At 58.5% G+C, this 25168-nt stretch carries 18 protein-coding genes; 10 read left to right on the forward strand and 8 right to left on the reverse strand.

Annotated features, from left to right (window positions below):
- The first annotated feature begins 83 nt into the window (after window positions 1-83).
- Entirely contained in the window at window positions 84-266 is a 183-nt protein-coding gene (locus tag PGR6_RS18760) for a hypothetical protein (RefSeq protein ID WP_018925406.1), read from the forward strand.
- Here PGR6_RS18760 and PGR6_RS18765 read toward each other — a convergent pair.
- On the reverse strand, window positions 263-1324 hold the full coding sequence (locus tag PGR6_RS18765) for an AI-2E family transporter (RefSeq protein ID WP_018925405.1): 1062 nt from the start codon (window positions 1322-1324) through the stop codon (window positions 263-265). The genes PGR6_RS18760 and PGR6_RS18765 overlap by 4 nt on opposite strands.
- A 175-nt stretch (window positions 1325-1499) precedes the next feature.
- Here PGR6_RS18765 and trhP point away from each other — a divergent pair, with 175 nt between their 5' ends.
- Window positions 1500-2825, forward strand: a complete 1326-nt coding sequence (trhP, locus tag PGR6_RS18770; protein ID WP_064618918.1) for a prephenate-dependent tRNA uridine(34) hydroxylase TrhP — start codon at window positions 1500-1502, stop codon at window positions 2823-2825.
- A gap of 110 nt (window positions 2826-2935) precedes the next feature.
- Here the strand turns inward: trhP and PGR6_RS18775 are convergent, their stop codons facing one another.
- Entirely contained in the window at window positions 2936-3652 is a 717-nt protein-coding gene (locus PGR6_RS18775) for a FadR/GntR family transcriptional regulator (RefSeq protein ID WP_064618921.1), read from the reverse strand.
- 283 nt (window positions 3653-3935) lie between these two features.
- Here PGR6_RS18775 and PGR6_RS18780 point away from each other — a divergent pair, with 283 nt between their 5' ends.
- Both PGR6_RS18780 and gudD read left to right on the forward strand, forming a co-directional pair.
- Window positions 3936-5282: an MFS transporter gene (locus PGR6_RS18780; RefSeq protein ID WP_026286354.1), complete on the forward strand. Its 1347-nt coding sequence runs from the start codon at window positions 3936-3938 to the stop codon at window positions 5280-5282.
- Between the two features lie 23 nt (window positions 5283-5305).
- Window positions 5306-6649, forward strand: a complete 1344-nt coding sequence (gene gudD, locus PGR6_RS18785; protein WP_064618924.1) for a glucarate dehydratase — start codon at window positions 5306-5308, stop codon at window positions 6647-6649.
- 40 nt (window positions 6650-6689) lie between these two features.
- On the opposite strand, the gene PGR6_RS18790 is transcribed toward gudD, so the two are convergent.
- The gene (locus PGR6_RS18790; protein ID WP_018925401.1) at window positions 6690-7568 is read right to left on the reverse strand and encodes a LysR family transcriptional regulator; all 879 of its coding nucleotides are present in this window, start codon (window positions 7566-7568) and stop codon (window positions 6690-6692) included.
- A 186-nt stretch (window positions 7569-7754) separates the two neighbouring features.
- On the opposite strand from PGR6_RS18790, the gene ampC reads away from it, so the two are divergent.
- On the forward strand, window positions 7755-8882 hold the full coding sequence (gene ampC / locus PGR6_RS18800; protein WP_064618930.1) for a class C beta-lactamase: 1128 nt from the start codon (window positions 7755-7757) through the stop codon (window positions 8880-8882).
- A gap of 293 nt (window positions 8883-9175) precedes the next feature.
- Here the strand turns inward: ampC and PGR6_RS18805 are convergent, their stop codons facing one another.
- Window positions 9176-9721, reverse strand: coding sequence for a DUF4174 domain-containing protein (locus PGR6_RS18805; protein ID WP_019579989.1), 546 nt, complete (start codon window positions 9719-9721; stop codon window positions 9176-9178).
- A 164-nt stretch (window positions 9722-9885) separates the two neighbouring features.
- Here PGR6_RS18805 and PGR6_RS18810 point away from each other — a divergent pair, with 164 nt between their 5' ends.
- Window positions 9886-10281, forward strand: a complete 396-nt coding sequence (locus PGR6_RS18810; protein ID WP_007939410.1) for a VOC family protein — start codon at window positions 9886-9888, stop codon at window positions 10279-10281.
- On the opposite strand, the gene PGR6_RS18815 is transcribed toward PGR6_RS18810, so the two are convergent.
- The gene (locus PGR6_RS18815) at window positions 10263-11048 is read right to left on the reverse strand and encodes a sulfite exporter TauE/SafE family protein (protein ID WP_018925398.1); all 786 of its coding nucleotides are present in this window, start codon (window positions 11046-11048) and stop codon (window positions 10263-10265) included. The genes PGR6_RS18810 and PGR6_RS18815 overlap by 19 nt on opposite strands.
- Window positions 11049-11212: 164 nt before the next feature.
- Complete coding sequence (locus tag PGR6_RS18820) at window positions 11213-11962, reverse strand: hypothetical protein (protein WP_018925397.1); 750 nt, start codon at window positions 11960-11962, stop codon at window positions 11213-11215.
- 248 nt (window positions 11963-12210) lie between these two features.
- Here PGR6_RS18820 and PGR6_RS18825 point away from each other — a divergent pair, with 248 nt between their 5' ends.
- The 3 genes from PGR6_RS18825 (at window position 12211) to PGR6_RS18835 (ending at window position 14858) form a co-directional block, all read left to right on the forward strand.
- Window positions 12211-13359, forward strand: a complete 1149-nt coding sequence (locus tag PGR6_RS18825; RefSeq protein ID WP_064618933.1) for an aldose epimerase family protein — start codon at window positions 12211-12213, stop codon at window positions 13357-13359.
- Window positions 13360-13535: 176 nt separating this feature from the next.
- A complete protein-coding gene (locus tag PGR6_RS18830; protein ID WP_064618935.1) occupies window positions 13536-14357 on the forward strand; it encodes an aldo/keto reductase in 822 nt (273 codons plus the stop codon).
- 30 nt (window positions 14358-14387) lie between these two features.
- Window positions 14388-14858 (forward strand): DUF1810 domain-containing protein, encoded by a 471-nt coding sequence (locus tag PGR6_RS18835; RefSeq protein ID WP_018925394.1) that lies wholly within the window; start codon window positions 14388-14390, stop codon window positions 14856-14858.
- On the opposite strand, the gene PGR6_RS18840 is transcribed toward PGR6_RS18835, so the two are convergent.
- Window positions 14823-17183 carry a DNA polymerase II gene (locus tag PGR6_RS18840; RefSeq protein WP_177343114.1) on the reverse strand — a complete coding sequence of 787 codons (2361 nt, stop codon included), beginning with the start codon at window positions 17181-17183 and terminating at the stop codon, window positions 14823-14825. The genes PGR6_RS18835 and PGR6_RS18840 overlap by 36 nt on opposite strands.
- Before the next feature lie 195 nt (window positions 17184-17378).
- Between PGR6_RS18840 and PGR6_RS18845 the strand changes: the two genes are divergently transcribed.
- Window positions 17379-20111 carry an RHS repeat-associated core domain-containing protein gene (locus PGR6_RS18845; protein ID WP_064618938.1) on the forward strand — a complete coding sequence of 911 codons (2733 nt, stop codon included), beginning with the start codon at window positions 17379-17381 and terminating at the stop codon, window positions 20109-20111.
- A 100-nt stretch (window positions 20112-20211) separates the two neighbouring features.
- On the opposite strand, the gene PGR6_RS18850 is transcribed toward PGR6_RS18845, so the two are convergent.
- Complete coding sequence (locus tag PGR6_RS18850; RefSeq protein WP_064618941.1) at window positions 20212-24996, reverse strand: NEL-type E3 ubiquitin ligase domain-containing protein; 4785 nt, start codon at window positions 24994-24996, stop codon at window positions 20212-20214.
- Window positions 24997-25168 lie beyond the last annotated feature (172 nt).

Genomic DNA, 25168 nt, shown 5'->3' on the forward strand with positions numbered 1-25168 from the left:
ATCAATGACGACTATCGAAAGCGTTGATTTTCCACTCAAGCGTCCGATCCGTAAGGTAACCCCACAGATTGATGGAGGTACTTATGGCTCAGGTTCAGATTATGTCCGTTATCGGCAGCGCCGTTCCCGCACCGCTCAGAGCACTGGGATTGCTTGCCTGCTGGTATCTCGTACAGGACGGCGAACCGATCAGCGGCCCGCTCACTTCGCTTCCCGACGCCCAAGCCCTGTCGCAACGTATCGGCTCAGGCCAGCTCAACGCTTAAGGCAGCTGAACCCGCTGTTTGGTATCGACGAAAATCGCCCAGCTCGACATAAACAACGCGGCAATCAACGGGCCGATGACAAAACCGTTCAGGCCGAAAATCGCCAGGCCACCCAGGGTCGAGATGAGAATCAGGTAGTCAGGCATTTTGGTGTCCTTGCCCACCAGAATCGGTCGCAGGATATTGTCCACCAACCCGATCACGAACACCCCGAACAACGCGAGCACCGTGCCCTGCCAGATCGCACCGCTGAGCAGGAAATACGCCGCCACCGGCACCCAGACGATACCCGCCCCCACCGCCGGCAACAGCGACAGGAATGCCATCAACACCGCCCAGAGCAGCACGCTCGGGATATCCAGAAACCAGAAAATCAACCCGCCCAACGCCCCTTGCGTGATCGACACCAGCAAACTGCCCTTCACCGTGGCCCGCACCACCCGATTGAATTTGAGTTGCAAGCGACGCTTCTGGTTATCTTCCAGCGGTATCGCCGCGCGCACTTTGCGCGCCAGTTCAGACCCGTCCCGCAGAAAGAAAAACAGCAGATACAGCATGATGAAAAAACCCACCACGAAATCGAACGTCCCCTGGCCAAAACTGAACGCCTGGGACGCCAGAAACTGACTGCCTTGCATCATGCTCTTGATGATTTTCTCGCGAAGCCCACTCAGTTCACCCATGCCGAAACGATCGAGCAAGTGCTGAAAGTACGGCGGCAAGCTGTGTTTGAACTGCGACACATGCCCGGCAATGTCCAGTTCGCCGCTTTCGATTCGGCCATAAAGCGCCGCACCCTCCTGAACCAGCAAGGTACTGATGATGATTACCGGCAGGATCGCAATCAGCACACATAGACTCAAGGTGCACAGGGCCGTCAGGTTGCGTGACCAACCGAATCTCAGCTGCAACTGATGCTGCAAGGGCGCAAACAGAATGCCGAGGATGGCCGCCCAGAACACCGCACCGTAGAACGGCAGCAGAATCCAGACGAAGGCAACGGTCACCACAGCCAGCAAGACCATCAGCGAAGTGTTCTGGAGCTTCGTTTCGTTCATGTCCGGTCCATGCCAATGCGCAGAGGCGAAAATTCGCGTCCTTATGTTTAGTCCGCCACGGTTGGCGCGAGTGCCATCTGTTGTTTGGTCAAGCATAGATCCAGATCAATAAACCCCGCGTGCAGGCCGCTTACCCTTGCCGGCTTTTGCGATCGACACTGCCATGACTTGCGCCATGCCACTCATCCCCCCGGAACTGCTCGCCCCTGCCGGCACCCTGAAAAACATGCGTTATGCCTTCGCCTACGGTGCCGATGCGGTATACGCCGGCCAACCGCGCTACAGCCTGCGAGTGCGCAATAACGAATTCGATCACGCCAACCTCGCGCTCGGCATCGCCGAGGCCCAGGCTCAGGGCAAGCGTTTTTATGTGGTGGTCAATATCGCCCCGCACAACGCCAAGCTGAAAACGTTCCTCAAGGATCTGGAACCGGTGATCGGCATGGCGCCGGACGCGCTGATCATGTCCGATCCCGGCCTGATCATGCTGGTGCGCCGGCACTTCCCGCAGATGCCGATCCACCTGTCGGTGCAAGCCAACACGGTGAACTGGGCCAGCGTCGAGTTCTGGCAGCAACAGGGCTTGAGCCGGATCATCCTGTCCCGCGAACTGTCGCTGGAAGAAATCGCCGAAATCCGCCAGCACGTCCCGGCGATGGAGCTGGAAGTGTTTGTGCACGGCGCATTGTGCATGGCCTATTCGGGGCGCTGCCTGTTGTCGGGCTACATGAACAAGCGTGACGCCAATCAGGGCAGCTGCACCAATGCCTGTCGCTGGAAATACTCGGCGACACCGGCCAGCGAAAATCAACTGGGTGAAATCGTCCAGCACCACTCTCCCGAACCGACCCTGGGCCTCGGCACGCCGACCGATCAGGTGTTCCTGTTGCAAGAGGCCAATCGCCCCGGCGAACTGATGCCGGCGTTCGAGGATGAACACGGCACCTACATCATGAACGCCAAGGACCTGCGCGCCGTCCAGCACGTCGAGCGCCTGACACAGATGGGCGTGCATTCACTGAAGATCGAAGGCCGGACCAAATCGCATTTCTATTGCGCGCGCACCACCCAGGTTTACCGCCGCGCGATCGACGATGCGGTGGCTGGCCGAGTGTTCGATCGCAGCTTGATGACTGATCTGGAGTCCCTCGCTCAGCGCGGCTACACCGAAGGTTTTCTACGCCGGCACGTGCATGACGAATACCAGAACTACCAGAACGGCAGCTCGGTTTCAGAGCGCCAACAGTTCGTTGGGGAGTTGACCGGCGAACGCCGCGACCGGCTGGCCGAGGTACGGGTGAAGAATCGTTTTGGCCTGGGCGATCACATGGAACTGATGACGCCCAAGGGCAACTTCCACTTCGACCTGCATCAACTGCAGAACCTCAGGGGCGAGGCGATTGAAGTGGCGCCTGGGGATGGGCACACGGTGTATTTGCCGATTCCGGATGCGGTGGATTTGCGTTATGGATTGCTGATGCGCGATATAGCGCCCCTGTAGGAGCGAGGCTTGCCCGCGAAGAACGATGACACGTAATACCTGAAAAAACGCGGTGTATTCTTCGCGGACAAGTCGGATCGCCGCACTGCTCGCTCCTACGCACTGACGAATCAGCTGCCGCCCGCCGAAAAGCGGTCGCGGCTGTTGGTCAGGTGCAACCACATCGCCGCCCGCGCAGCATCCGGATCCTGGCGCTTGATGGCGTTGAGAATCGCCTCGTGTTCAAGGTTGGCGAGTTGCCCCAGCTTGCTCAAATCCGCTGACCCGCGCTCGGCGGCATTGACGCGGGTGCGGGGAATCATCGCATTGCCCAAGTGCTGCATGATCTCTGTGAAGCATACATTGCCGGTGGCTTCGGCGATCAGCAGGTGGAAACGTTTGTCAGCCTCGACGCAGCTGTCGTTGTTGGCCAGCAAACTTTGATAGTCATCCAGCGCTTCACGCATCTGCGCCAATTGCTGATCGGTACGACGCACCGCTGCCAGCGCGGCGGCCTGGGTTTCCAGGCCCATGCGCAACTCCAGAATGCTGCGCACCCCCAGCGCGGTATCGACATTCAGCCGCAACCCCTGCTCCGGCGCACGCTCGATGACAAAGGTGCCGATGCCGTGATGGGTTTCCACCAGCCCTGAAGCCTGCAATTTCGAAATCGCCTCGCGCACCACCGTACGGCTGACCCCATGCTCCTGAACAATCGAATTCTCCGAAGGCAGCTTGTCCCCCGGCAGCATCTGGCCGAGCAGGATGCTCTGGGTCAGCTTGGCCACCAGATCATGAGCCAGGTTGTGAGCGCGCTTGCGGGCGGGTGCGTCGATGTCTTCTTGCATGGTGATTATCCGTAAAACAGGGCTATCCGGATCGTAGCACCGGAATCGATTGGAATCCCCAGAAAACAGCCTCAAACTTGTATGACAACACTCAACAAATTCACCATTCGAACACCATCACAACCCCACACCCGACCCAAAAAAGCATAGAAATCATCCGACAAATAGCCATTTTATTGGACTACAGTGCTTGTCGAATCGAAAAATTCAGTTGTATGATGTCTATCAACATCGCAATACCCAGCCACACCCCGCATAAAAATAACGAGTGGGAGAAAACGAAGTGAATACATCCATATCCGGGATGAACGATGGCGCCGATTCGGTCCTGAAGTCCGCCATCTCAAAAGTGAAACGCCACGTCCTGCCGCTGTTCGTGATCATGTTCATCGTCAACTACATCGACCGCGTGAACATCGGCTTCGTCCGCGCCCACATGGAACATGACTTGGGGATTGGCGCTGCCGCCTACGGCCTCGGGGCCGGTCTGTTCTTCATCGGGTACGCGCTGTTCGAAGTGCCCTCCAACATCCTCCTGCAAAAAGTCGGCGCACGAATCTGGCTGACCCGCATCATGCTGACTTGGGGCCTGGTGGCCGCCTGCATGGCGTTCATCCAGAACGAAACCCACTTCTACATCCTGCGTTTTCTGCTCGGCGTGGCTGAAGCCGGGTTCTTTCCCGGGGTGATCTATTACTTCACCCGCTGGTTGCCCGGTGTGGAACGCGGCAAGGCGATTGCGATCTTCCTCAGCGGCTCGGCGATTGCTTCGCTGATCTCCGGCCCGCTGTCGGGGCTGCTGCTGCAAATCAACGGTTGGGGCATGCACGGCTGGCAGTGGATGTACTTCATCGAGGGCATGTTCTCGGTCGGGTTGTGCGTGTTCGTCTGGTGCTGGCTGGACTCCAAACCCCACGACGCCAAATGGCTGACCCTGGCTGAACAGGACGCGCTGGTCAAAGCCATCGATGACGAACAACTGGCCCGCGAAGCCGCGACGCCGATCAAACCGTCGCTGGGCACACTGCTCAAGGACCGCCAGATCATCCTGTTCTGCCTGATCTACTTCTTCATTCAATTGACCATCTATGCCGCGACCTTCTGGCTACCGAGCATCATCAAGAAAATGGGCGACCTGAGCGACATCCAGGTCGGCTTGTTCAACTCGATTCCGTGGTTGCTGTCGATCGTCGGCATGTACGCCTTTGCCTCGCTGTCGGGCAAATGGAAGCACCAGCAAGCCTGGGTCGCCACTGCCCTGCTGATCGCTGCGGCGGGAATGTTCATGTCCACCACCGGCGGGCCGATCTTCGCCTTCGTTGCGATCTGCTTCGCCGCATTGGGTTTCAAATCGGCTTCGTCGCTGTTCTGGCCGATTCCCCAGGCGTACCTGGATGCGCGGATCGCTGCCGGCGTGATCGCGCTGATCAACTCGGTGGGCAACCTCGGCGGCTTCGTGGCGCCGACCACCTTCGGTTTGCTGGAAGAGCACACCGGTTCAATCCAGGGCGGGCTCTACGGCCTGGCCGCTACCTCGATCATCGCCGCGATCATCGTTTTCGCCGCGCGCAATAAACCGAAACCCGCACCGGCCGTTGCACTGGGCAAACCAGCGCCGAATCACGCTTGAATATTGGTTGAAAGGACAAAAAAATGAACCCACAAGAAGCCGCAAAAGCCCCGATCATCACCAGCATGCAGGTTGTGCCGGTGGCCGGCCACGATGGCATGCTGCTCAACCTGAGCGGCGCCCATGGCCCGTTCTTCACCCGCAATATCGTGATCCTCAAGGACAACGCCGGTCACACCGGCGTCGGCGAAGTACCCGGTGGCGAGCGCATTCGCCAGACCCTGGAAGACGCGCGCGCACTGGTGGTCGGCAGCCCGATCGGCACCTACCAGAAGATCCTCAATCAAGTGCGCCAGACCTTCGCCGATCGCGATGCCGGCGGTCGCGGTTTACAGACGTTCGACCTGCGCATCACCATTCACGCGGTCACCGGCCTGGAAGCGGCCCTGCTCGACTTGCTTGGCCAGCACCTGGACGTGCCGGTGGCCGCACTGCTCGGCGAAGGCCAGCAACGCGATGAAGTAAAGATGCTCGGCTACCTGTTTTACGTCGGTGATCGCAACGAAACCGATCTGGCTTATCGCGATGAACCGGATGCCGACAATGACTGGTTCCGCGTACGTCACGAAAAAGCCATGAGCGCCGACGCCGTGGTGCGCCTGGCGGTCGCCGCTCACGCCCGCTATGGCTTCAAGGACTTCAAACTCAAGGGCGGCGTGTTGAGCGGCGACGAGGAAATCGAAGCGGTCACGGCCCTCGCCGAGCGCTTTCCCGATGCGCGCATTACCCTCGATCCGAATGGCGCCTGGTCGCTCAAGGAAGCGATCCGCCTGTGCCGTGATCAGCATCATGTTCTGGCTTATGCCGAAGACCCCTGCGGGGCGGAAAACGGTTACTCGGGCCGCGAAGTCATGGCTGAATTTCGTCGTGCCACGGGCCTGAAAACCGCGACCAACATGATCGCCACCGACTGGCGGGAAATGGGCCACGCGATCCAGCTACAGTCGGTGGACATTCCTTTGGCCGACCCGCACTTCTGGACCATGCAGGGCTCGGTGCGGGTGGCACAGATGTGTCACGAGTGGGGCCTGACCTGGGGCTCGCATTCCAACAACCACTTCGATATTTCCCTGGCCATGTTCACCCACGTCGCGGCCGCCGCGCCGGGCGAGATCACAGCCATCGACACCCACTGGATCTGGCAGGACGGCCAGCGCCTGACCCAGTTACCGCTGCAAATCGTCGACGGCTGCGTGCAAGTACCGAAAAAACCTGGCCTGGGGGTTGAGCTGGACATGGATCAACTGGCCAAGGCCCATGAGCTGTACCAAGGCATGGGGCTCGGCGCGCGGGATGACAGCGTGGCGATGCAGTTTCTGATTCCGGGATGGAAGTTCGATAACAAGCGGCCGTGCCTGGTGCGCTAAACCTCTGGAAACACCGCTCCCACAAGGAGTGGTGTTTCCACTATTTCATCTGGGCCGTTTGCAGCAGCCAGCCCCGGAACGCAGCCATCGCCGACGTTTCGGGACGCGACTGCAAGCGGGTCAGCCAGTAGCTGCCGGTGGTGATCCCGATGGCGAACGGTTGCTCGATTGCGCCCGCCGCCAGTTGCCGGGCAAACATCAGCGGCGGCGCCAATGCCACTCCTGCACCTTGCAACGCAGCCTCCATCATCGCCAGCGAGGAATCGAAGACGATGCTTCGGGGCAGCACGGCATGGGCCGAAAGACCGGTCGCCTGAAACCACTCCGGCCACTCATCCGTGCGATAGGAGCGCAACAGCGTTTGCTGCAACAGATCCTCTGGCGCCTGCAATTGCCGGGCGATCTCCGGCACACAGAGCACCGACAGTGGTGCCTCGATCAACCGCACCGCTTCAATCCCATGCCACGCCCCCGCGCCAAAGCGGATGGCGTAATCCAGGCCTTCAGCGGCCACATCCACCCGGTTGTTATTGGTCGACAGGCGCAAATCTATGTACGGATGTTTCTTCTGAAAATCCGCCAATCGCGGCAACAGCCAACCGACCGCGAACGTCCCCACGGCGCCCACCGTCAACACTTCACGAAAATGCCCACCCTCGAAACGCTCCAGGGTTTCGGCAATCCGGTCGAAGGATTCGCGCAATACCGGCAGCAGGGTTTCACCTTCGCTGGTCAGCATCAGGCCGCGGGGCAGGCGTTTGAACAAAGTCACGTTAAGCTGGGCTTCAAGACTTTTGACCTGATGGCTCACCGCCGCCTGCGTGACGCACAACTCCACGGCCGCCCGGGTGAAACTCAAATGGCGCGCCGAAGCCTCGAAAGCACGTAACGCATTCAGCGGCAAATGAGGTCGAATCATGCCAGCCCCCAAAATTTTCTAATGGCTCATCCGAAATATCGTCGTTTGCCGGTCTTCGCCAAACTGCCTAGATTTGGCTCGCCCAACAGCGGACCGCCTTGAAAGACCGCTCGGAGTGTAGCGGTTAACACCACGAACAATCATGGACAGCGTCTCAATCATGCGTAAAAAAATCAGAAGAAACTCATATCCTACAGTGCTTTCGCACTTTTCCTCGGTGCCAGCCACAGCTTTGCTGACGAGCCCATCGAAACCATCGTTAAAGCCGCCGTCGAACCGGTGATGCAGCAACAGAAGATCCCTGGCCTCGCGGTCGCAATCACCGTCCATGGTCAGCCGCATTACTTTAACTACGGCGTGGCCTCGAAAGAAAACGGTAAAGCCGTCACCGAAAACACCCTGTTCGAGATCGGTTCGGTGAGCAAAACCTTCACCGCCACCCTCGCCGCCTATGCCCAGGCGAGCGGCAAACTGTCCTTGTCGGACAACGCCAGCCAGGTACTCCCGGCCTTGCGCGGCAGCGCGTTCGATAACATCAGCGTGCTGCAACTCGGCACCTACACCGCCGGCGGCCTGCCCCTGCAATTCCCTGGCGAGGCAGACCGTCAGGACAAGATGCTCGGCTATTTCAAGCAGTGGAAACCCACCTACGCCGCCGGCACTCATCGCCAGTATTCAAACCCCAGCCTCGGGCTGTTCGGTTATCTGGCAGCCCAGAGCATGGGGGCGCCGTTCGATGAGCTGATGGAGAAAACCTTGCTGCCGAAACTCGGCCTCAAGCACAGCTACCTCAAGGTGCCGCAGGATCAGATGGCGCTTTACGCCCAGGGTTACAGCAAGGATGACAAGCCTGTGCGGGTCGAGCCGGGTGCGCTGGATTCCGAAGCGTACGGCGTGAAAACCAGCGCCGCGGACCTGCTTCGCTATGTTGAGGCGAACATGAATCCCGCGTCGCTGGAAAAGCCTTTGCAGCAAGCCATCGCCTGCACTCACACCGGGTATTACCGGGTTGGCGAGATGACTCAAGGGTTGGGATGGGAGCTCTACAACTACCCGGTGACGCTCGACACCCTACTGGCCGGCAACTCGTCGCAGATGGCGCTTGAGGCCCATGAAGTCCGGTGGCTGACCCCGCCACAACCTCAACGCGACACCGTGCTGATCAACAAAACCGGCTCAACCGGCGGCTTTGGCGCCTACGTCGCTTTTATCCCGGCGAAGGACATCGGCATCGTGATCCTGGCCAACAAAAACTACCCGAACCCGGAGCGGATCAAAATCGCCTACCAGATTCTGAGTGCGCTGACCAAATAGCCGAGGGCGACGCCCCGTAGCAGCTGCCGAGCCTGGAAATCATTGGCCGGATTGGCACAGAACCTGTGGCGAGGGAGCTTGCTCCCGCTGGGCTGCGCAGCGGCCCCAAACCAGTCACCGCGGTACATCAGATAGGCCTAGGGTGCAGGGTTTACGACTGCTGCGCAGCCGAACGGGAGCAAGCTCCCTCGCCACAATGGGTCACCAAGTTTCGGATTTCCGTTGGCAAACAAAATGGGCGACCTGTCGGGTCGCCCATTGGGGTAAGCCTTCTCACCACTACTGAGCTCAATTCAATCATCCGGCTGCTCAGCTGGTTTGGCAGGCTTCGCCGGTTTGCCTTTGGTGCCTTTAGCACCTTTGACCGGTGCGACTTCAGCCACCGGCGCTGGCACCGGTACTGTTGCTTCCTTCTCGGCCGTCGGCAGCTGGTCGACGGTGTTGAATATCTCTTTCAACTCGACCGCATCCGACTGCTCAAGCTTCTTTTCGCCATCCTTGCCGATCAGGATGATTTTGCTCTTCGCCCCGGCGCCCAGCTTGAGTGAGCGGATCAACGCCATCGTCGATTGCGGGTCGAGGTCTTTGCCGTCCCGTTGGCCCATCGTATTGATCACGGTGTACAGCACCATGTTTCGATCGGTGAAGCCTTTGCGGTTGGCAGAGTCGTCCAGTGACTTTTTCAGGTTGAGCCAAACCGGGTCCACCGAACTGGGCGCGATGACTATCAGGGGACGAGCCCGGCCCACGTCTTTAACCAGAGGGGAATCGTCATCGGCGGCAAATGAAGGACCGACGAAAGCCAACAGGGTAGCCAGGGTCAAAGACCTGATGAGCATGCGCATCTCCTTTTGATATCCACGCTCTAATGATTGCGCATCGCGGTGATCGTTCCGGGCGATGCACCGCGATTGTGTTCCGCCTTGCCCAAGCTTAGGTCAGGGCGGTCATTGCGCAACAGCCTGAGCTAATCTCATAGCTGATTCATCGTGAGGGTTTATCCATGAGCGCTCAGCTGAACCACACCATCGTCTGGTGCCGTGACAAACAGGTTTCGGCACGCTACCTGACCGACCTCCTCGGCCTGCCCGATCCCGAGCCGTTCGGGCCGATGCTGGTGGTCAAGTTCGATAACGGGGTGTCGCTGGATTTCTACAACAACGACCCGCCCATCGCGTCCCAGCACTATGCGTTCTTGATTGGAGACGACGACTTCGATGCGGCCTTCGCTCGCCTGCAGGCGATCAAGCAGCCGTGGTGGGCCGACCCCGGTAAGCAGCGGCCCAACGAGATCAACGATTACGCCGGTGGCCGGCGGGTGTATTTTGATGACCCGGACGGGCATCTGCTGGAGATTTTTACTCGGGAAGCGGTATCGGATCAGAACGCCAGTTTATAGCCGATCAGCACCAGCATCGTGGCCAGGCACGGACGCAGCAGTTCGTCGGAGATGCGCCCGGTCAAATGGCTGCCCAGGTAAATCCCTGGCAGCGAACCGACCAGCAAGAAGCCCAGGACGTGCCAATCCATATTGCCCATGCTCGCGTGGCCCAGGCCGGCGACCAGGGTCAGGGGCACCGCGTGGGCGATTTCGGTGCCGACCAGGCGACGAGTGGGCAGCAGCGGATACAGAATGAACAGCGCAACGGTGCCCAGGGCGCCAGCGCCGATGGAGGTCAGGGCCACCATGGTGCCTAGCACCAGACCGGTGATCACGGTCAGTGCATTCAACCGGGAACCGCTGGGGTTGTAGTGACCGCCCGCCCGTTTGTGAGCGAAATCGAGCAAGCGTTTCTTGAAGAAAATCGCCAGCGCCGTGGCGAACAATACGAAGCCCAGCGCCTGTTTGATGACGGCGTTCATCGCCTCGGGCGAGGTCTGCAAAGTGCTCAGGAACCACAGCGTCAGGGCTACCGCCGGCACGCTGCCGAGGGTCAACCAACCGGTGATTGCCCAGTCGATGTTCTTGTTCTTGCGATGAACCAGCACACCACTGGATTTGGTAATGGCCGCGTACAGCAAATCCGTGCCCACCGCCGTGGCCGGGTTAACGCCGAACCACAGCAGGATTGGCGTCATCAACGAACCGCCCCCAACACCGGTCATGCCGACAATAAAGCCGACCACCAGACCCGCTACGACCAACCCGAAATTACCGAAATCCATTAATACGCCCAGAAATTCGCAGGAAACAAACCGGTCAGCAGCATAGCGATTTTTCTTATAACCACATATATCGATGCGGTCTATCGTTATGCCAATTCACCGATTTGAAACAGCGACTCCCCACTCAATACCAACCCCACAAGAATTGCGCTTTATCCGACATCTCACTGCACCGGCAAAAAATTCAGGAACAGCAGACTCTGGGCGTAGTTCAGGCCGATCCGCCGGTACCGCTCATCGAGCATCTGGGTCAGCAGGTCCAGTCGCGCGACGATTTTGCCGAACTCCACGGCAAAACTCAGGTTGCTGCCCTCCTCCGAAATTTCGTTGGAGAACAGCAAAGGCTCGCCTTGCCTGTTTTGCCGCTGGCTCAAGATCCAGGTGGCTTTTTCGATGTTGCGCGCGGCATTGCTGACGAAGGTCGGGTTGAGCGCATCCGTCATGTAGAACTCCAGCCGATTGCCATGGGCCGTCACCAGCATGCTGCCAATCGCATAGATGAATGCGCCGACCCGGTCACCGAGGAATTCCGGGCTCATGGCGAAGCTCAGCGCCGCGAGGTCTTTTTTGCCGCCGAGGGTGGGCAGCGGCTCTTGCTGTTCGATGGCCATGCGCACCTGTTTTTCTGCGGTACCGACATCGAGGAAGCCGGATTTTTTCAGCTCCTGCGGGTTGCGCAGGTAGAGCTTGTTCATCAGCAGGTAGAGGCTTTCGAGGTTGTCGCGCATCGTCAGGGTCGCCATGCGGTCGACGCTGGTCTGGAGGAGTTCCTGGGGTTTGCCATCGCGAAACTGGCTGATGACATCGTTGCCCGGCTGATGGCTGCAACCACTGGCGAGGAGCATCGACAGGCTAATCAGCAGCAAGCAATGACGGCGAATGTGCAGGGTAAAACGGGGTAAAACTCGAGCCATGGGTTCTTGAACTTGGGCATGGGCCGGCAGTGGGGATCGCCGCGGGCTGGCCAAGGATAGAACCGTGAAAGCTGAAAAAGTGCAGTGCCGGTGGTCCGTAAGCTCTGGTCACCATGAAAGCGGTCTCTTATTAGTCATACTTTTAATTGCAATGTTCGAGACATAAGCTATAAATCCTTCCTTGATCGCGCTTAAACACGATCATTAGTATGACTACTTCTTAAAAACAACAAAAAGGAAGGTCAACCATGCTTCAATCCCGACACCTGCTCTCCGGCCTCGGACTGTCCCTGATGATCGCCACCCTCTCCGCTCACGCCACTGGTTTGTCCAGCGAACAAAAAGCCTTCGGCAAAACCAATGACGGCACGCCCGTCGAGCAATACATTTTGCGCAACAGCCATGGCCTGCAGGCCACGGTCATTACTTACGGCGGGATTCTCCAGTCGCTGAAAGTGCCGGATAAAAACGGCAAGCTCGACGATGTGGTGCTCGGTTTCGACGACGTGCAGGGTTATCAAAGTGGCACGGCGTTTTTCGGCGCGACCATTGGCCGCTTCGGCAATCGCCTGGCCAACGGCGCCTTCGAGCTGGATGGCAAGCGCTTTCAAGTGCCGCTCAACGACGGCAGCAATTCGCTGCACGGCGGGGCTCAAGGTTTCGACAAGCGGGTGTGGAAAGCCGAACCGAGCAAGGGCAAGGATTCGGTGGGAGTGACGCTGACGTACCTGTCGTCGGATGGCGAAATGGGTTTCCCCGGCAACCTGAAAACCGAAGTCACCTACAGCCTCACCGAGAACAATGAGCTGCGCATCGACTACAAGGCCAGCACCGATAAGCCCACGGTGCTGAACCTGACCAACCACAGCTATTTCAACCTGGCCGGCGCGGGTAACGGCGATGTGCTGAAGCAGCTGGCGACCTTGCACGCCGCCCATTACACGCCAGTCACCGGCAAACTGATCCCCACCGGTGAACTGGCCCCGGTCGCCGGCACGCCCATGGACTTCACTCAACCGACCGCCATCGGTCAACACATCAAGGCCGATCACCCACAGTTGAAATTCGCCGAACCGAAACAAGGCGGTTTTGACTTCAACTGGGTGCTGGACGCCAAGGGTGACCTGGGCAAACTCGCCGCCGATGTCAGCGATCCGCAATCCGGCCGTCGCTTGCAGCTCTACACCACCGAACCTGGCGTACAGTTCTACACCAGCAACTTCCTCGACGGCTCGGTCAAGGGCAAGGCCGGCAAGATTTACCCGCATTGGGGTGCCTTTACTCTGGAAACCCAGCATTATCCGGACTCGCCGAACCAGCCGAGCTTCCCGTCCACGCGGCTGGATCCGGGCAAGACCTATGCCCAGACCACCGTGTTCAGGTTCTCCGCCCGGTAGATCAAAAGATCGCAGCTTTCGGCAGCTCCAGGGGGCTGGATACACCCGTGATATCGCGGGTGTGCCCCGCCCTCGCAGGAGCTGCCGCAGGCTGCGATCTTTCATGATGACGACGGAACCACCCTGCTATTTTGCTGCCAACTGTAGTATCGATCGGACTTCGACAAGGAGGATTCATGCGGACTCTTGAGCTGGCCGGCCGCCCTGTGCCGGTCATCGGCCAAGGCACCTGGCACATGGGAGAGGAACGCTCCCGACACACCAGGGAAGTTGCAGCGCTGCGCCTGGGTATCGAGTTGGGCATGACCCTGATCGACACCGCTGAGATGTACGCTGAAGGGGGCGCCGAAGAGGTGGTGGGTGAAGCCATCACAGGCCTGCGCGACCAGGTTTTCCTGGTGAGTAAGGTCTACCCTCACAACGCCAGCCGCAGAGGCATCCCCCAGGCCTGTGAACGCAGCCTGCGTCGGCTGAATACCGATTACATCGATCTCTACCTGTTGCACTGGCGCGGCGAGTATCCCCTTGAGGAAACCGTCGAGGCCTTCGAACGCCTGCGCGAAGACGGCAAGATTGGCCGTTGGGGCGTGTCCAATTTCGACCTGGATGATCTGGAAGAGCTGGCCTCACCGGCCTGCGCCACCAATCAGGTGCTGTATAACCTGGAAGAGCGCGGCATCGAATTCGATCTGCTGCCCTGGAGCCAACGGCAAAAGATGCCGGTGATGGCCTACTGTCCGATCGGCCAGGGCGGACACATGCTGGCCAATCCAATACTCAAACAAGTTGCCGCCCGTCACGAGGCGACACCTGCGCAGGTAGCTCTGGCATGGATTCTGCGTCAGAACGGAGTGATCGCCATCCCCAAAGCGGTCCACCCCGAGCATGTGCGGCTCAACGCACAAGCGGCGCAATTGCGTCTGGAGGCTGGGGATCTGGAGGCGCTGGACCAAGCGTTTCGCGCGCCACAACGCAAGCAGCGGTTGGCCATGGTCTGAGCCATCGCGGATCTATCAGAGGGCATCGGCATGAGAAGTACCGATCAGCTCGACTCTTTCAATTTGCCACGCTTCGTCCAGGCGCAGGATCCTGTGTTCGAGTGGGTTCAGGATGAACTGCGCGCCGGCCAAAAGCGCCGACACTGGATGTGGTTCATCTTTCCGCAGTTTGCCGGATTGGGTGACAGCGAAATGTCCCGCTACTTTGCCATTCGCTCCAGTGAAGAGGCCGCGGCGTACCTCGAGCATCCGTTGCTGGGGCCGCGCTTGCGCACCTGCACGCAATTGGTGCTGGATGCTCCTCAACGTTCGATTACCAAGATTTTCGGGCACCCCGACAACCTCAAGTTTCATTCATCGATGACGCTGTTCGCCCAGGTTTCGCCAAAAGGCAGCCTGTTCCATCAGGCGCTGGATCAGTACTTTCACGGCATACCGGATGACTGGACGCTGTCGCTGCTGGACTCAAAACAGGCCCAGCTGCCCCCCAATCAGCGTTGAGAAATCGTCATCCACGAACGGCAGGATAGCGTCCGCCACCGGTTGCAGCTGCCGGGTGATGTAATGGTCGTAGTCGATGGGCGTGCTGCGCACTTCCAGCGGCTCGGGGCCAGCAACCGTGATCACGTAACGGATCCAGCCGCCGTTGTGATACTGCCGCGGCCGCCCCTGTTGGTCGTTGTAGTCATCGGCGATCCGCGCGGCCCGCACATGGGGCGGCACATTGCGCTGATAGTCATCGAGGGGCCGACGCAGGCGTTTGCGGTAGATCAGGCGCTCATCGAACTCACCGGCCAACGTCTTGCGCACATAGTCACGCACGTAATCCTGATAGGGCTTGCGGTTGAAGATGCGCAGGTACAACTCCTGTTGGAATTGCCGGGCCAGCGGCGACCAGTCGGTGCGCACGGTTTCCAGGCCTTTGTAGACCATCTCGTCGGAGCCATCGGCACGGGTAACCAACCCGGCATAGCGCTTCTTGCTGCCCTCCTCGGCACCGCGAATGGTCGGCATCAGAAAGCGTTTGTAGTGGGTTTCGAACTGCAACTCCAGGGCACTTTCCAACCCGTACTCCTGCTTCACATGCTCGCGCCACCATTGGTTGACGTGGTCCACCAGCGCGTGACCGATCTGCGCGGCTTCGGCCTGACCATGGGGGCGACGCAGCCAGACGAAAGTCGAGTCGGTATCGCCGTAGATCACCGCGTGGCCCTGAGCTTCGATGAGTTGGCGGGTACGCAGCATGATCTCGTGCCCGCGCAAGGTGATGGACGAAGCCAACCGGGTATCGAAGAAGCGACAACCGCTGGAACCCAGTACACCGTAAAACGCATTCATGATGATTTTCAGCGCCTGGGACAGCGGCGCGTTGTGTTCGCGCTTGGCGGTTTCGCGGCCTTCGGCGACTCGGGCGACAATGGCCGGCAGGCAATGCCGGGTCCGTGAGAAACGTGCGCCGCGAAAGCCTGGCACCGACTCGCTGTCGTCAGGATGCTTGAGCCCCTCGATCAAGCCCACCGGGTCGATCAGGAAGGTGCGGATGATCGACGGATAGAGGCTTTTGTAGTCGAGCACCAGCACCGACTCGTATAACCCCGGCTGCGAGTCCATGACAAAACCGCCGGGGCTGGCCTGCGGTGGTTTATTGCCAAGGTTCGGTGCGACGAAACCCTGGCGGTGCATCAACGGCATGTACAAATGGGTGAACGCCGCTACCGAGCCACCGCTGCGGTCCGCCGGCAATCCGGTGACGCTGGCGCGCTCCAGCAGGAAAGTCAGCAACTCGGTCTTGGCGAAGATTCGCGTCACCAGTTCGCAGTCCTTGAGGTTGTACTTGGCCAGGGCCGGTTTGTCCTCGGTGAACATGCGATTGATTTCATCCATGCGCTGGTACGGGTTGTCGATCGACTTGCCCTCGCCCAACAGGGTTTGCGCGACGTTTTCAAGGCTGAACGAGGGGAAGCTCCAGGTGGCCGAGCGCAACGACTCGATTCCGTCGATGATCAACCGGCCGGCAGCCGAGGCGAAAAAATGATTGCCGCTGCCGTGCTCGCGCCACTGCATTTCTTCGCCGCCACGCCCCAGCTTCAGCGGCACCGCCAGGCGGCGGGCATGTTCGTGCAGGACGCGCAGGTCGAACTGCACGACGTTCCAGCCGATGATGGCGTCGGGGTCATGCCGGGCGAACCACTCATTGAGTTTTTTCAGCAGCAGGGTTCGCGAATCGCAGTATTCGAGCTGGAAATCCACCCCACTGTCATCACCATTGGGCGACCCGAGCATATACACCTGACGCTCGCCGCAGCCTTCCAGGGCGATGGAGTACAACTCGCCCTGGGCGGTGGTTTCGATGTCCAGCGAGACCAGCCGCAGGTTCGGCCGATAGCCGGGGGCGGGTTTCATTTGCGCGTCGAGCAGCAGGCCGTCGGCGCCAGCCGTGCCACCGAACAAAACCGGCGCGGTGATGAACCGCTCCATCATGTAGCGTTCCGGCGGGCGGATGTCGGCTTCAAACACCTCGACGCCTGATTTGCGCAGTGCGGTTTCCAGGCGCATCAGCTGGCCGTGCTGCTGGCAATACAGGCCCAGCACCGGGCGGTGCTCGAAGTCCAGCAGCGCCAACGGCCGCAGTTCAACGTTCTTTTCGCCGCGCAACACCGCTTCGGCTTGCTCGCGCATGGCCTGTGGAATGAACGCGACCGACGGTTGATGCGGCAGGCGGATGCGCCGGGGACCGGCATCGGTCGCCAGCCAGAACTCGACTTCGGTGCCGGCCGGGGTATCGCGCCAATGCCGGGTCAGGACGAAGCCCTGCTGTAAATCCACCACTGCGACCTCAACGATTTGATTCAAGGGGTGATTCTACGCGTCATTGGGCAACCGTGTGGATGCGTTGGGATAGGTGCGTCCCTTGTCACCTGTCATATCTGACAGGTTACACACCCCTCGTACGTTGATAGCATCGAGCCTTGGAGAAAACCCTTGCCGTGACCGATGCTACGCATTGAAGGAGATAGAGAGATGGATCTCACCGTGCATCGGAACACCTCTTCGATTGCTGCCAATGATGGCCGCGGCCTGGCGGTTCGCCATGTGGCCTACCTGCGCAATAGCGCTCGCGAGCCTCTGGAAGCGCTCATCACCCGACAGCGTCATGACGTCACCGGCAGACCGGTGGAACACTGGGATCCGCGTCTGTATGGCTCCAGGCCCAACCTGACGACGGTCCATGGGCTGACCGGCCAACCGCTGAAGGTCGACAGCGTCGATTCCGGCTGGCGTCTGAGCTTGCTCGGGGTGGCCGGTGAAGTCCTCTGCCGCTGGGATGAGCGCGGCAATCAATGGCGAAATACCTACGATGATCAACTGCGCATGTTGGCGGTTGACGCCAATGCGCAACCGAACGTCGAAGTCTTGACCTATGGGCGGGGCGATGCGGATCCCGGGAAAAACTTGCGGGGTCAGCTGATCAAGAAAGTCGATCCTTCGGGTTCGATTGCATTCGATTCCTTTAGTTTGCATTACCTGCCTTTAGAAGAAACCCGCACGTTATTCGATGGCTGCGTCTACACCACACGATGGCGCTACGGTGCAGACGGCAAGGCGCTGAGCCAGACAGATGCCGGCAACCATCAGCAGCATTCACGCTACGACGTTGCCGGGCAACTCAAGCAAGTGACACTGCAAATCAATGCCAGCGACTCCGCTCAGGACATCCTCAAGAACGCGCAGTACAACGCCGCCGGCCAGGTCATCGAGCAACAACTCGGCAACGGCATGACCAGAACCTGGATCTACGACCAGGCGGATGGTCGGCTGACACGCATGAAGGCGGGAGTGCCTGGCCAGAACCTGCGGCAAGATCTGGAATATGACTATGACAAGGTCGGTAACGTACTGAGCATAAAGGATCACACCTTCAATCCGGTGTTCTTGGCCAACCAGTACATTGATGGAGCCCGCGAATTCATATATGACCCCCTGTACCGGTTGGTCAGCGCCACCGGTCATGATAGCCCCCCGCCGTCCAGCATGCCGGGGAGGCCGCTGCCCAACGACCCCAACAACTTCCTGAAGTACACACAAACCTTCGAGTACGACACAGGCAACAACCTGATCAGGATTACTCATAGCCGCGCGGTACGCGGTTACACCCATCGGATGCGCATTGATCCGTCCAGCAACCGTGGCGTGCGCTGGACAGAAGGGGATCCTGAACCCGATTTTTCAAAGCTGTTTGACCGCCATGGCAATCTCCAGGCCTTGCAACCCGGCCAGGCGTTGCAATGGAACAGCCATGATGAGCTGGCCTCCATCACGCTGATCGAGCGCGAAAATGGCCTCCACGATACGGAAACCTTTCGCTACAGCAATGGCGTACGTGTCTATAAACGCCACGAAACCCATACATCATCGACCAGCCATTTCCACGAAGTACGCTACCTTCCCGGATTGGAAATACGCTGCCGCGACACGGGTGAAGAGCTGCACGTCATCACCTTGCCGAACGTAATAGGCAACGTACGCTGCCTGCATTGGCTCCGGGGTAAACCGGAAGACATTGATGCCAATCAGGTGCGCTACTGCCTCGACGACAGCCTGGGTTCCAGCCTCATCGAGCTCGATCAAGCGGGCCGCCTGATCAGTCACGAGGACTATTATCCCTTCGGCGGCACGGCCTCGCTGAGAGCGGATTCGGTGCGGGAAGTCAGTTATAAAACCATCCGCTATTCGGGCAAGGAGCGGGATGACAGCGGACTTTACTACTACGGACGGCGTTATTTCGCGTCGTGGTTGCAACGCTGGATCAGTGCCGACCCGGCGGGAACAGTGGACGGGTTGAATCTGTATGAGATGGTGGGTAGCAACCCGATGAGTTTTGTCGATAGGCTTGGGCTTACCAAAGGAGCCGCGCTTAACCAGAGGGTAAGTGCCCGAACCACCGCCATGCTTGAGGTGCCGCGCACTCATCCGGTGCCTAAAGTGAAAGGCTCCGCGACAAAACAACTGGCTGCAAACGAAGAACACTTTAAGACACATCCAGATGCGCGGTTCTCAAAAACGTTTAGATCCGAGGTCGCTGTCGCACATGCGGGAGTAGCGATTGAAGGCTCAACACCTGACGATGCCATTTACATCACCGACTTTTTCAATATCCCTTTGGAAAGAAATGTAACGCTCACTAAAGCCAAACATGGCGTAGAGATGCACAGACAGGCGGATGATAGCCTCGGTAGAGACAATCCGGTCACAGGTGGCATCCTGAGATTCACCGACCCTGATCGATATACGGAATATTTGAGCAACCGGTATATCGAGCGAATCAAAGATCCTGCGCTTCCTGTAAAAATCTACCGAGGGACGACATCTGAAACGATTGACCTGGCCGGCATAGAGTATGAACAAACGCCACTTCACCCGCTGATAAAGAACCGTATTCAAGGTCATATAGCGGCAAGCGAAGGTGACCTGCCCCAATCCAGTGGACTCCCTGCCGCCCACGCAGAAGTTCAAGCGGCCAATCTGGCGCTTTATATCCAGAAAGCGCAGACCGGGACAACCGACCCGGCGCTCATTCAAGTGGTGACGCAAAAACTACAAGGGGCGATAGCAGCGCAGGCCTTTCCCGCTTGTTTCAACTGCACCCATATCTTGCTTGAGTCCTACGACAATACATCAGCCTTTGATGTCTTGACGGGGAGAACGGCGACGACTCGGTCCCAGTGGAACAGCGCGATAGTGGAATACCGGTAGGGCAATATCCTTCTGGAGCCAAACACGCTAACGGCCCCAAAAAAACCGGTCTGTGCGCAACGACAGACCGGTCGCGTGATGCGATGCGGTACCGTGCAGGCTATGCGGCCTTTTTCCACGCCTGCGCTGTCAGCGTCCTCAATAATCCCTTACGCCCCTCGGCCAACTCAAGAAGTTCGCGCTCATATACCTGCTGTGAGACGGTGCCCGCCAAATGCCGATTGAGCAGCTCCTCTGAGCGAGCATTAAACGCCGTCGAATTCTGTGCGAATGCTTGCGCATGGCGACTCTTCAGGTACTTGCACCAAAACCGCTGCTCAATCATCCGGTTCACCAGCCCCTCACCCGCCTCAAGCGTCAAAACCGATTCATGCGCCTGATCTATCTGCGCATCACTGACCTCGGCCATCTCCCGGAACAACATGCCCCGAGATTGCCATGGCAGATCAAGCCGATCCGCCAGACCGGTCTGAAACGCCAGATAAACTTCCACTTCGTCGATGGTACCGGTGATGTCCCCGTCTTCATCGACCGCCATAAAGCTTTCACCGGCCTGCAATCGGCTCTGGACAGTGGCGCGCGCGATTTCATTGACCTGATCCAGACGGGACTTGCCCTTCGCCAACCTGATCAGGCTGGTTTCGATCTGCTCAGGGCTGCCGGCCAGATACGCTTCGTGAACCAGTACTTTGAACCCCATTTCATTGAAAATCTGCGCACCGGCGTCGGCGCATGAATCAGGGTTGCTCGCCAGGCGAAACAGTTCTTCGCGCAGCGGGGTATCCTGGGCAGCGGCATCGAGCAGGCGCCACACTCGTTGTGTCAGCTCCGGGCGACTGGCTTCTTCGACGTAATCGGCTGAGTCGGCGAGTTGCTCCAGCACCTCGAAAAACCCCTGGGCATTCGGCTCCCCTTCAAGCTCATCCCACAACGTTTGCCTGCTTTGTCGTTCTGCGCCAGACAAACCTTCCAGCCAGTACACACTGGTTTCCTCGCCTTTGGGCGGGTAACTGCGTGCCGGGTCATACCCTACAGAACGCATATAGCTCTGAAATTGTTCACGACCTTGATCAGACAACCGGTCGCGGCTCAAGCGGGTGCGGGCAACAAGCCGTGCCTGCTCCGAACCGGGTGTCACTTGGGGGACCTGTTCGATCGGATTGCCCTGCAGATCCAGTTCAAAGGCGCGCGGTCGCGGCAGCGTGAGCAGGCCGGTGGGCCACTCCGTGATACCGGTATCGTGCAAATCCAACAGGTGGAGTTCAGCCATCCGGCTGACATCCGGCTGCTGCGACAGCGCCGGGTTGCCGGCCAGTCTCAGTGTTTGCAGACGAGTCAGACCAGCCAGATCCGCCACACTGTCAGCGGTCAGCGTCAGTTGGTTATTGGACAGGTTCAGATGCTCGAGCACCGGCAGACTTTCTTGCAAGCGAGGGGCGGCGACCAGCGCGTTATCACTCAAATCCAGCGCCCTCAAGTTGGAAAAATAACGAAGAAAACCGGTGATATCGGTACGCAGTTCGACATGGCGGAACTGTAGCGAACTGACATGCCGGAAATCAGCATTCAATGCTGGCAGATACTCCAGAAAATCACTCGTCCAGTGAAAATTCAGATCCAGGGCGTAGCCGTCCGGCCCCGAAGTTAGTGCAGCCTGCCAGCATTGCTTGATCGCCTTGGCAAAACGTCCCTTGTGGTAGCGTTGATCCATGGGCAGAAGCTCGCCTCTCTCGATCGCCACCCAGCTATCCAGGGCTTTGGTCAGTTCCTCGAACTCCAATTCCCGTTCGCCGATGCCCCGCAACGCCTGAGTCTGCGAGCCGGATGAGCGGACAAAATCGGCAAACGTATCCGCACTCGCCTGCGGGTACAGCACCTTGAACCGATCCTCCAGACTCAAGGTCCCCCCTGTACCGAGCAGAGGCTCATTGATCCGTGCATACCCCTGAACGGCTCCGCGCAAACGGGTTGCGGCCGCGGTGTCCATTACATGTCGAATGGAGGGATCCGGGAGAATTTCGCGCAATGCCGCATGCGTCAGCGGTGCGTTCTGTAATGTCTGTCGCAACTGGATGCCCTGGCCGATTTCGCGGCCCAGTTTTCTGCGCGCGGCGTCAGGCAAGGCTTGTAACAGGGCGGTATAGAAATCGTCGGCGCCATGCAGCGTATTACCCTCTTCGTCATGGGACTGAAAGGTGTTTTCCATGGTTCGCACCAGCACTTTGCGAATGGACGCGTGTTCCGGCCCGATACTGTCGAGCAGCGGTCCCTCGAATGACTGGTTGCGAATTTCGATGCGTACCTCGGGCGACCAGCCCGGCAGGCGCTCGAGGCTGTGCAACGCCAGCCGACTGGTATCCAGATTCGCGCTCGAGGGCAAATACAGCCCCTCGTACGCCCGAACAATCCGCCATTCGCGCATCGCCGTGCGGACCTCCTGCCGCAGACGAAACGGCAAATGCTGTCGATCGCTCATCTGTCTTTGTTCCGCCTCGGTGATACCGACCAGCAGCTCATCCATGATGGCACCCGGCAATTGAGGAAACTCACTACGCAACCATCCAACGTGCGCCGCAACGTCGGGGCCGACAGGAGCTTCATCAAGGCTGAAACGAGCATCCACCAACGTCGTTTCTTGCTCACTGGCCGCCGTGGCGATGAGCGCACGCAGTCTGGCCGCCCGCACATCCAGGGCGATGATTCCATTGCCAAACGCTTCATCCAGCAGCGTCTTGACCTCCTGTTCCTGCAGTTGGGAGAGCATCGTTGCGGCCAGATCGTGGTAACCGGCCTGCCCGGATCTGACCTTGATGATCGATTCGCCCAGGTCTGGCGAAGATTGCCAGAGCACCTTGTCTTGCGCATCGAGCCACTGCACGGTGCGGTTCTTGGGCCATTTGCGATGACCCGTCAGCAGCTTCAGTTGAGTCTGCACATCGGCCTGACCATACACCTGCGGGTCACGGCTACTTATTCGCTCGATGAAAGTTTTAACCTCCTGGTCAGCGGTAAAACGCTTGATGGTTGCCACCAGCAACGCCGGCGGCCGCTCATGCTCGACATGTAGTTTGCGCAATACCGCGTCGTCAACACCGCTGACGATCCGGATCTGCTCCAGGGTTTGATCGGAAAACGAATCGACGCGATGTCCCAGGCGTCGCATCAGGGTGACGCCCTGCCAGGTCTGAGGGCGCTCAGCCTCATGCGCCCACGCACCAACGCCATTGTGTACAAGACGGGGGGCATAGGCGTCGCCCCGACGGGGATGCTGGATGCGGTACTGATCCGATCCAGGATCAGGCTCAATCACAAACTGCGTGCCATCGAGCGGCAGCACCTCCTGTCCGGAATGTCGATAAATGCCCTTTTCATCCAGCCGGACAGACTCATCAAGGGTAATCGACTGTGCGTAGCGCTGCAGATCCGCGTCCCATAACCGCGACCTGCCATCGCTCTTTTCTACGACCCTCATGCCCTCGATAAAGGGCGACGACTTGAGCGGCAACAGGGTGCCCACTACTTTGCCTCCTGCCGCGAATGCACCCAACTGGATCAGACTTTCAGCCACACCGATCAAATGCCCGGCAGCTTCGCTTCTCTGCCCCTCTGACCACTCGACAATCCCTTCGAACGTTTCATCAAGCAGTTGATAGGCGGTATAGGCCAGCATCAGCTCGCCAAGTAACGGTACAAAGAGCGTCGCCACAAAAGTGGCCGCTTCAAGAACGACCGCGGCGACCTTTTGAAAACTATCCCAACGCGCCCAACGAGTTTTTTCATCTTCATCGCCAGTGGGAACCGCCATCGCACGAGCGTCATTGAGGATCTTGTTCAGTTTCTGGTGAAAGTCACGGGTCCAGAAGTCACCGCTGTTTCGCAGATAGGTCATCCGCAAATCAGGATTGATATTCGGCTCCTCACGCCACGCCGGCTTTTGTTCAAACGGCAAGGATGCATGCCATTGAATGCTTGAAAGCCGGTTATTGAGCTGGAAAAAGAAGGTGCCTCGCTGTTGATGAGGGACAAACCGGCTGAAAAAGCGCTGATACTCAGGCACGCGTAATTGTGAGATCAGTTCTCTATGGAAGCTGGCCAGGGAGGGGTATTGTTTGACCGGATGTTCCGGATCATGGGGGACATAGGCGATGACTTGTTCAATCTGACGGCTGCTATCGAGGTCCGCCGCAATCAGAACAATGCCTGTCAGGGCCGTATCCATCATCCTCAACTCGTAACAGTGCATGGGTTGGCCCTGCAAAGTCAGTGCTTGATGCCCCGCAACCAGATTCAACAGCATGCGGTGAGTATCGTGATCGATGTCTTGTTTCATGAGCGCCAGAACACTGGCCGCACGCAACGCATCCTGTTGGCTGGCCTGTACTTTATGTTGTAACACCGCCCTTGCCACCGGGTTGGTGAACCCCATGAATGCCTTCAGGTAAGCTTGGTATCGAGCCCCGATATCCAGTTCACGACACAGCGCTGCAAAGGCCTCGACAGACAGTTTATGTTTGATCGGCACGACGTCGAATTGCCCGGAAGCGGAAGGCTTCGTAATGAAGTCGCTCGCCCTGTCGAAATAACCCGCTCGGGTTTCTTTAACTTCGAAGTTATGCAGCGAGGCCTCAAGCAGTGACAGCGTCCGCACATCAAACCCGACGACAATGCCCTTGGGGCAGTAAAGCCGCAGGTAGGTCGCTTTGACATCCAGGGTAATGCCGTATTTATCTTTCAGCGCAGTGATTAAAAGCTGTTCTGCGAACGTTTCGACTTCCTGAATTTTGTTCAGGGTTTTATCAGTTTCGTTTTGTGATACCCAACTGTCCTCAAACGCCCTTTTCATCTCACCACGTAATTGCGCCGACGCCATGTCATACCAGGGCATGGCAGGTCCAACATTCTGTTTTAAAGCGGTGCGATTTTCTGCACGGGCGCTCAATAGCCAGTCTGGAATAGACTTGGCAATAAAAGGTATGTGCGGACTCTGAGTCATAGACTCAGGAAGTGAACGCTGCGTAGATTCAGCAGCCGTTAGAGCATCAAACATAATGACGAGT

It is taken from the genome of Pseudomonas sp. GR 6-02 (assembly GCF_001655615.1).
Taxonomy (GTDB): Bacteria; Pseudomonadota; Gammaproteobacteria; order Pseudomonadales; family Pseudomonadaceae; genus Aquipseudomonas.

Bases quoted from the DNA above. Each gene is read 5' to 3' on its own strand.
- PGR6_RS18760 (WP_018925406.1), top strand. From the start codon at position 84: ATGGCTCAGGTTCAGATTATGTCCGTTATCGGCAGCGCCGTTCCCGCA.
- PGR6_RS18765 (WP_018925405.1), bottom strand. From the start codon at position 1,324: ATGAACGAAACGAAGCTCCAGAACACTTCGCTGATGGTCTTGCTGGCT.
- trhP (WP_064618918.1), top strand. From the start codon at position 1,500: ATGCCACTCATCCCCCCGGAACTGCTCGCCCCTGCCGGCACCCTGAAA.
- PGR6_RS18775 (WP_064618921.1), bottom strand. From the start codon at position 3,652: ATGCAAGAAGACATCGACGCACCCGCCCGCAAGCGCGCTCACAACCTG.
- gudD (WP_064618924.1), top strand. From the start codon at position 5,306: ATGAACCCACAAGAAGCCGCAAAAGCCCCGATCATCACCAGCATGCAG.
- PGR6_RS18790 (WP_018925401.1), bottom strand. From the start codon at position 7,568: ATGATTCGACCTCATTTGCCGCTGAATGCGTTACGTGCTTTCGAGGCT.
- PGR6_RS18805 (WP_019579989.1), bottom strand. From the start codon at position 9,721: ATGCTCATCAGGTCTTTGACCCTGGCTACCCTGTTGGCTTTCGTCGGT.
- PGR6_RS18810 (WP_007939410.1), top strand. From the start codon at position 9,886: ATGAGCGCTCAGCTGAACCACACCATCGTCTGGTGCCGTGACAAACAG.
- PGR6_RS18815 (WP_018925398.1), bottom strand. From the start codon at position 11,048: ATGGATTTCGGTAATTTCGGGTTGGTCGTAGCGGGTCTGGTGGTCGGC.
- PGR6_RS18820 (WP_018925397.1), bottom strand. From the start codon at position 11,962: ATGGCTCGAGTTTTACCCCGTTTTACCCTGCACATTCGCCGTCATTGC.
- PGR6_RS18825 (WP_064618933.1), top strand. From the start codon at position 12,211: ATGCTTCAATCCCGACACCTGCTCTCCGGCCTCGGACTGTCCCTGATG.
- PGR6_RS18830 (WP_064618935.1), top strand. From the start codon at position 13,536: ATGCGGACTCTTGAGCTGGCCGGCCGCCCTGTGCCGGTCATCGGCCAA.
- PGR6_RS18835 (WP_018925394.1), top strand. From the start codon at position 14,388: ATGAGAAGTACCGATCAGCTCGACTCTTTCAATTTGCCACGCTTCGTC.
- PGR6_RS18845 (WP_064618938.1), top strand. From the start codon at position 17,379: ATGGATCTCACCGTGCATCGGAACACCTCTTCGATTGCTGCCAATGAT.
- PGR6_RS18850 (WP_064618941.1), bottom strand. From the start codon at position 24,996: ATGCCCTGGTATGACATGGCGTCGGCGCAATTACGTGGTGAGATGAAA.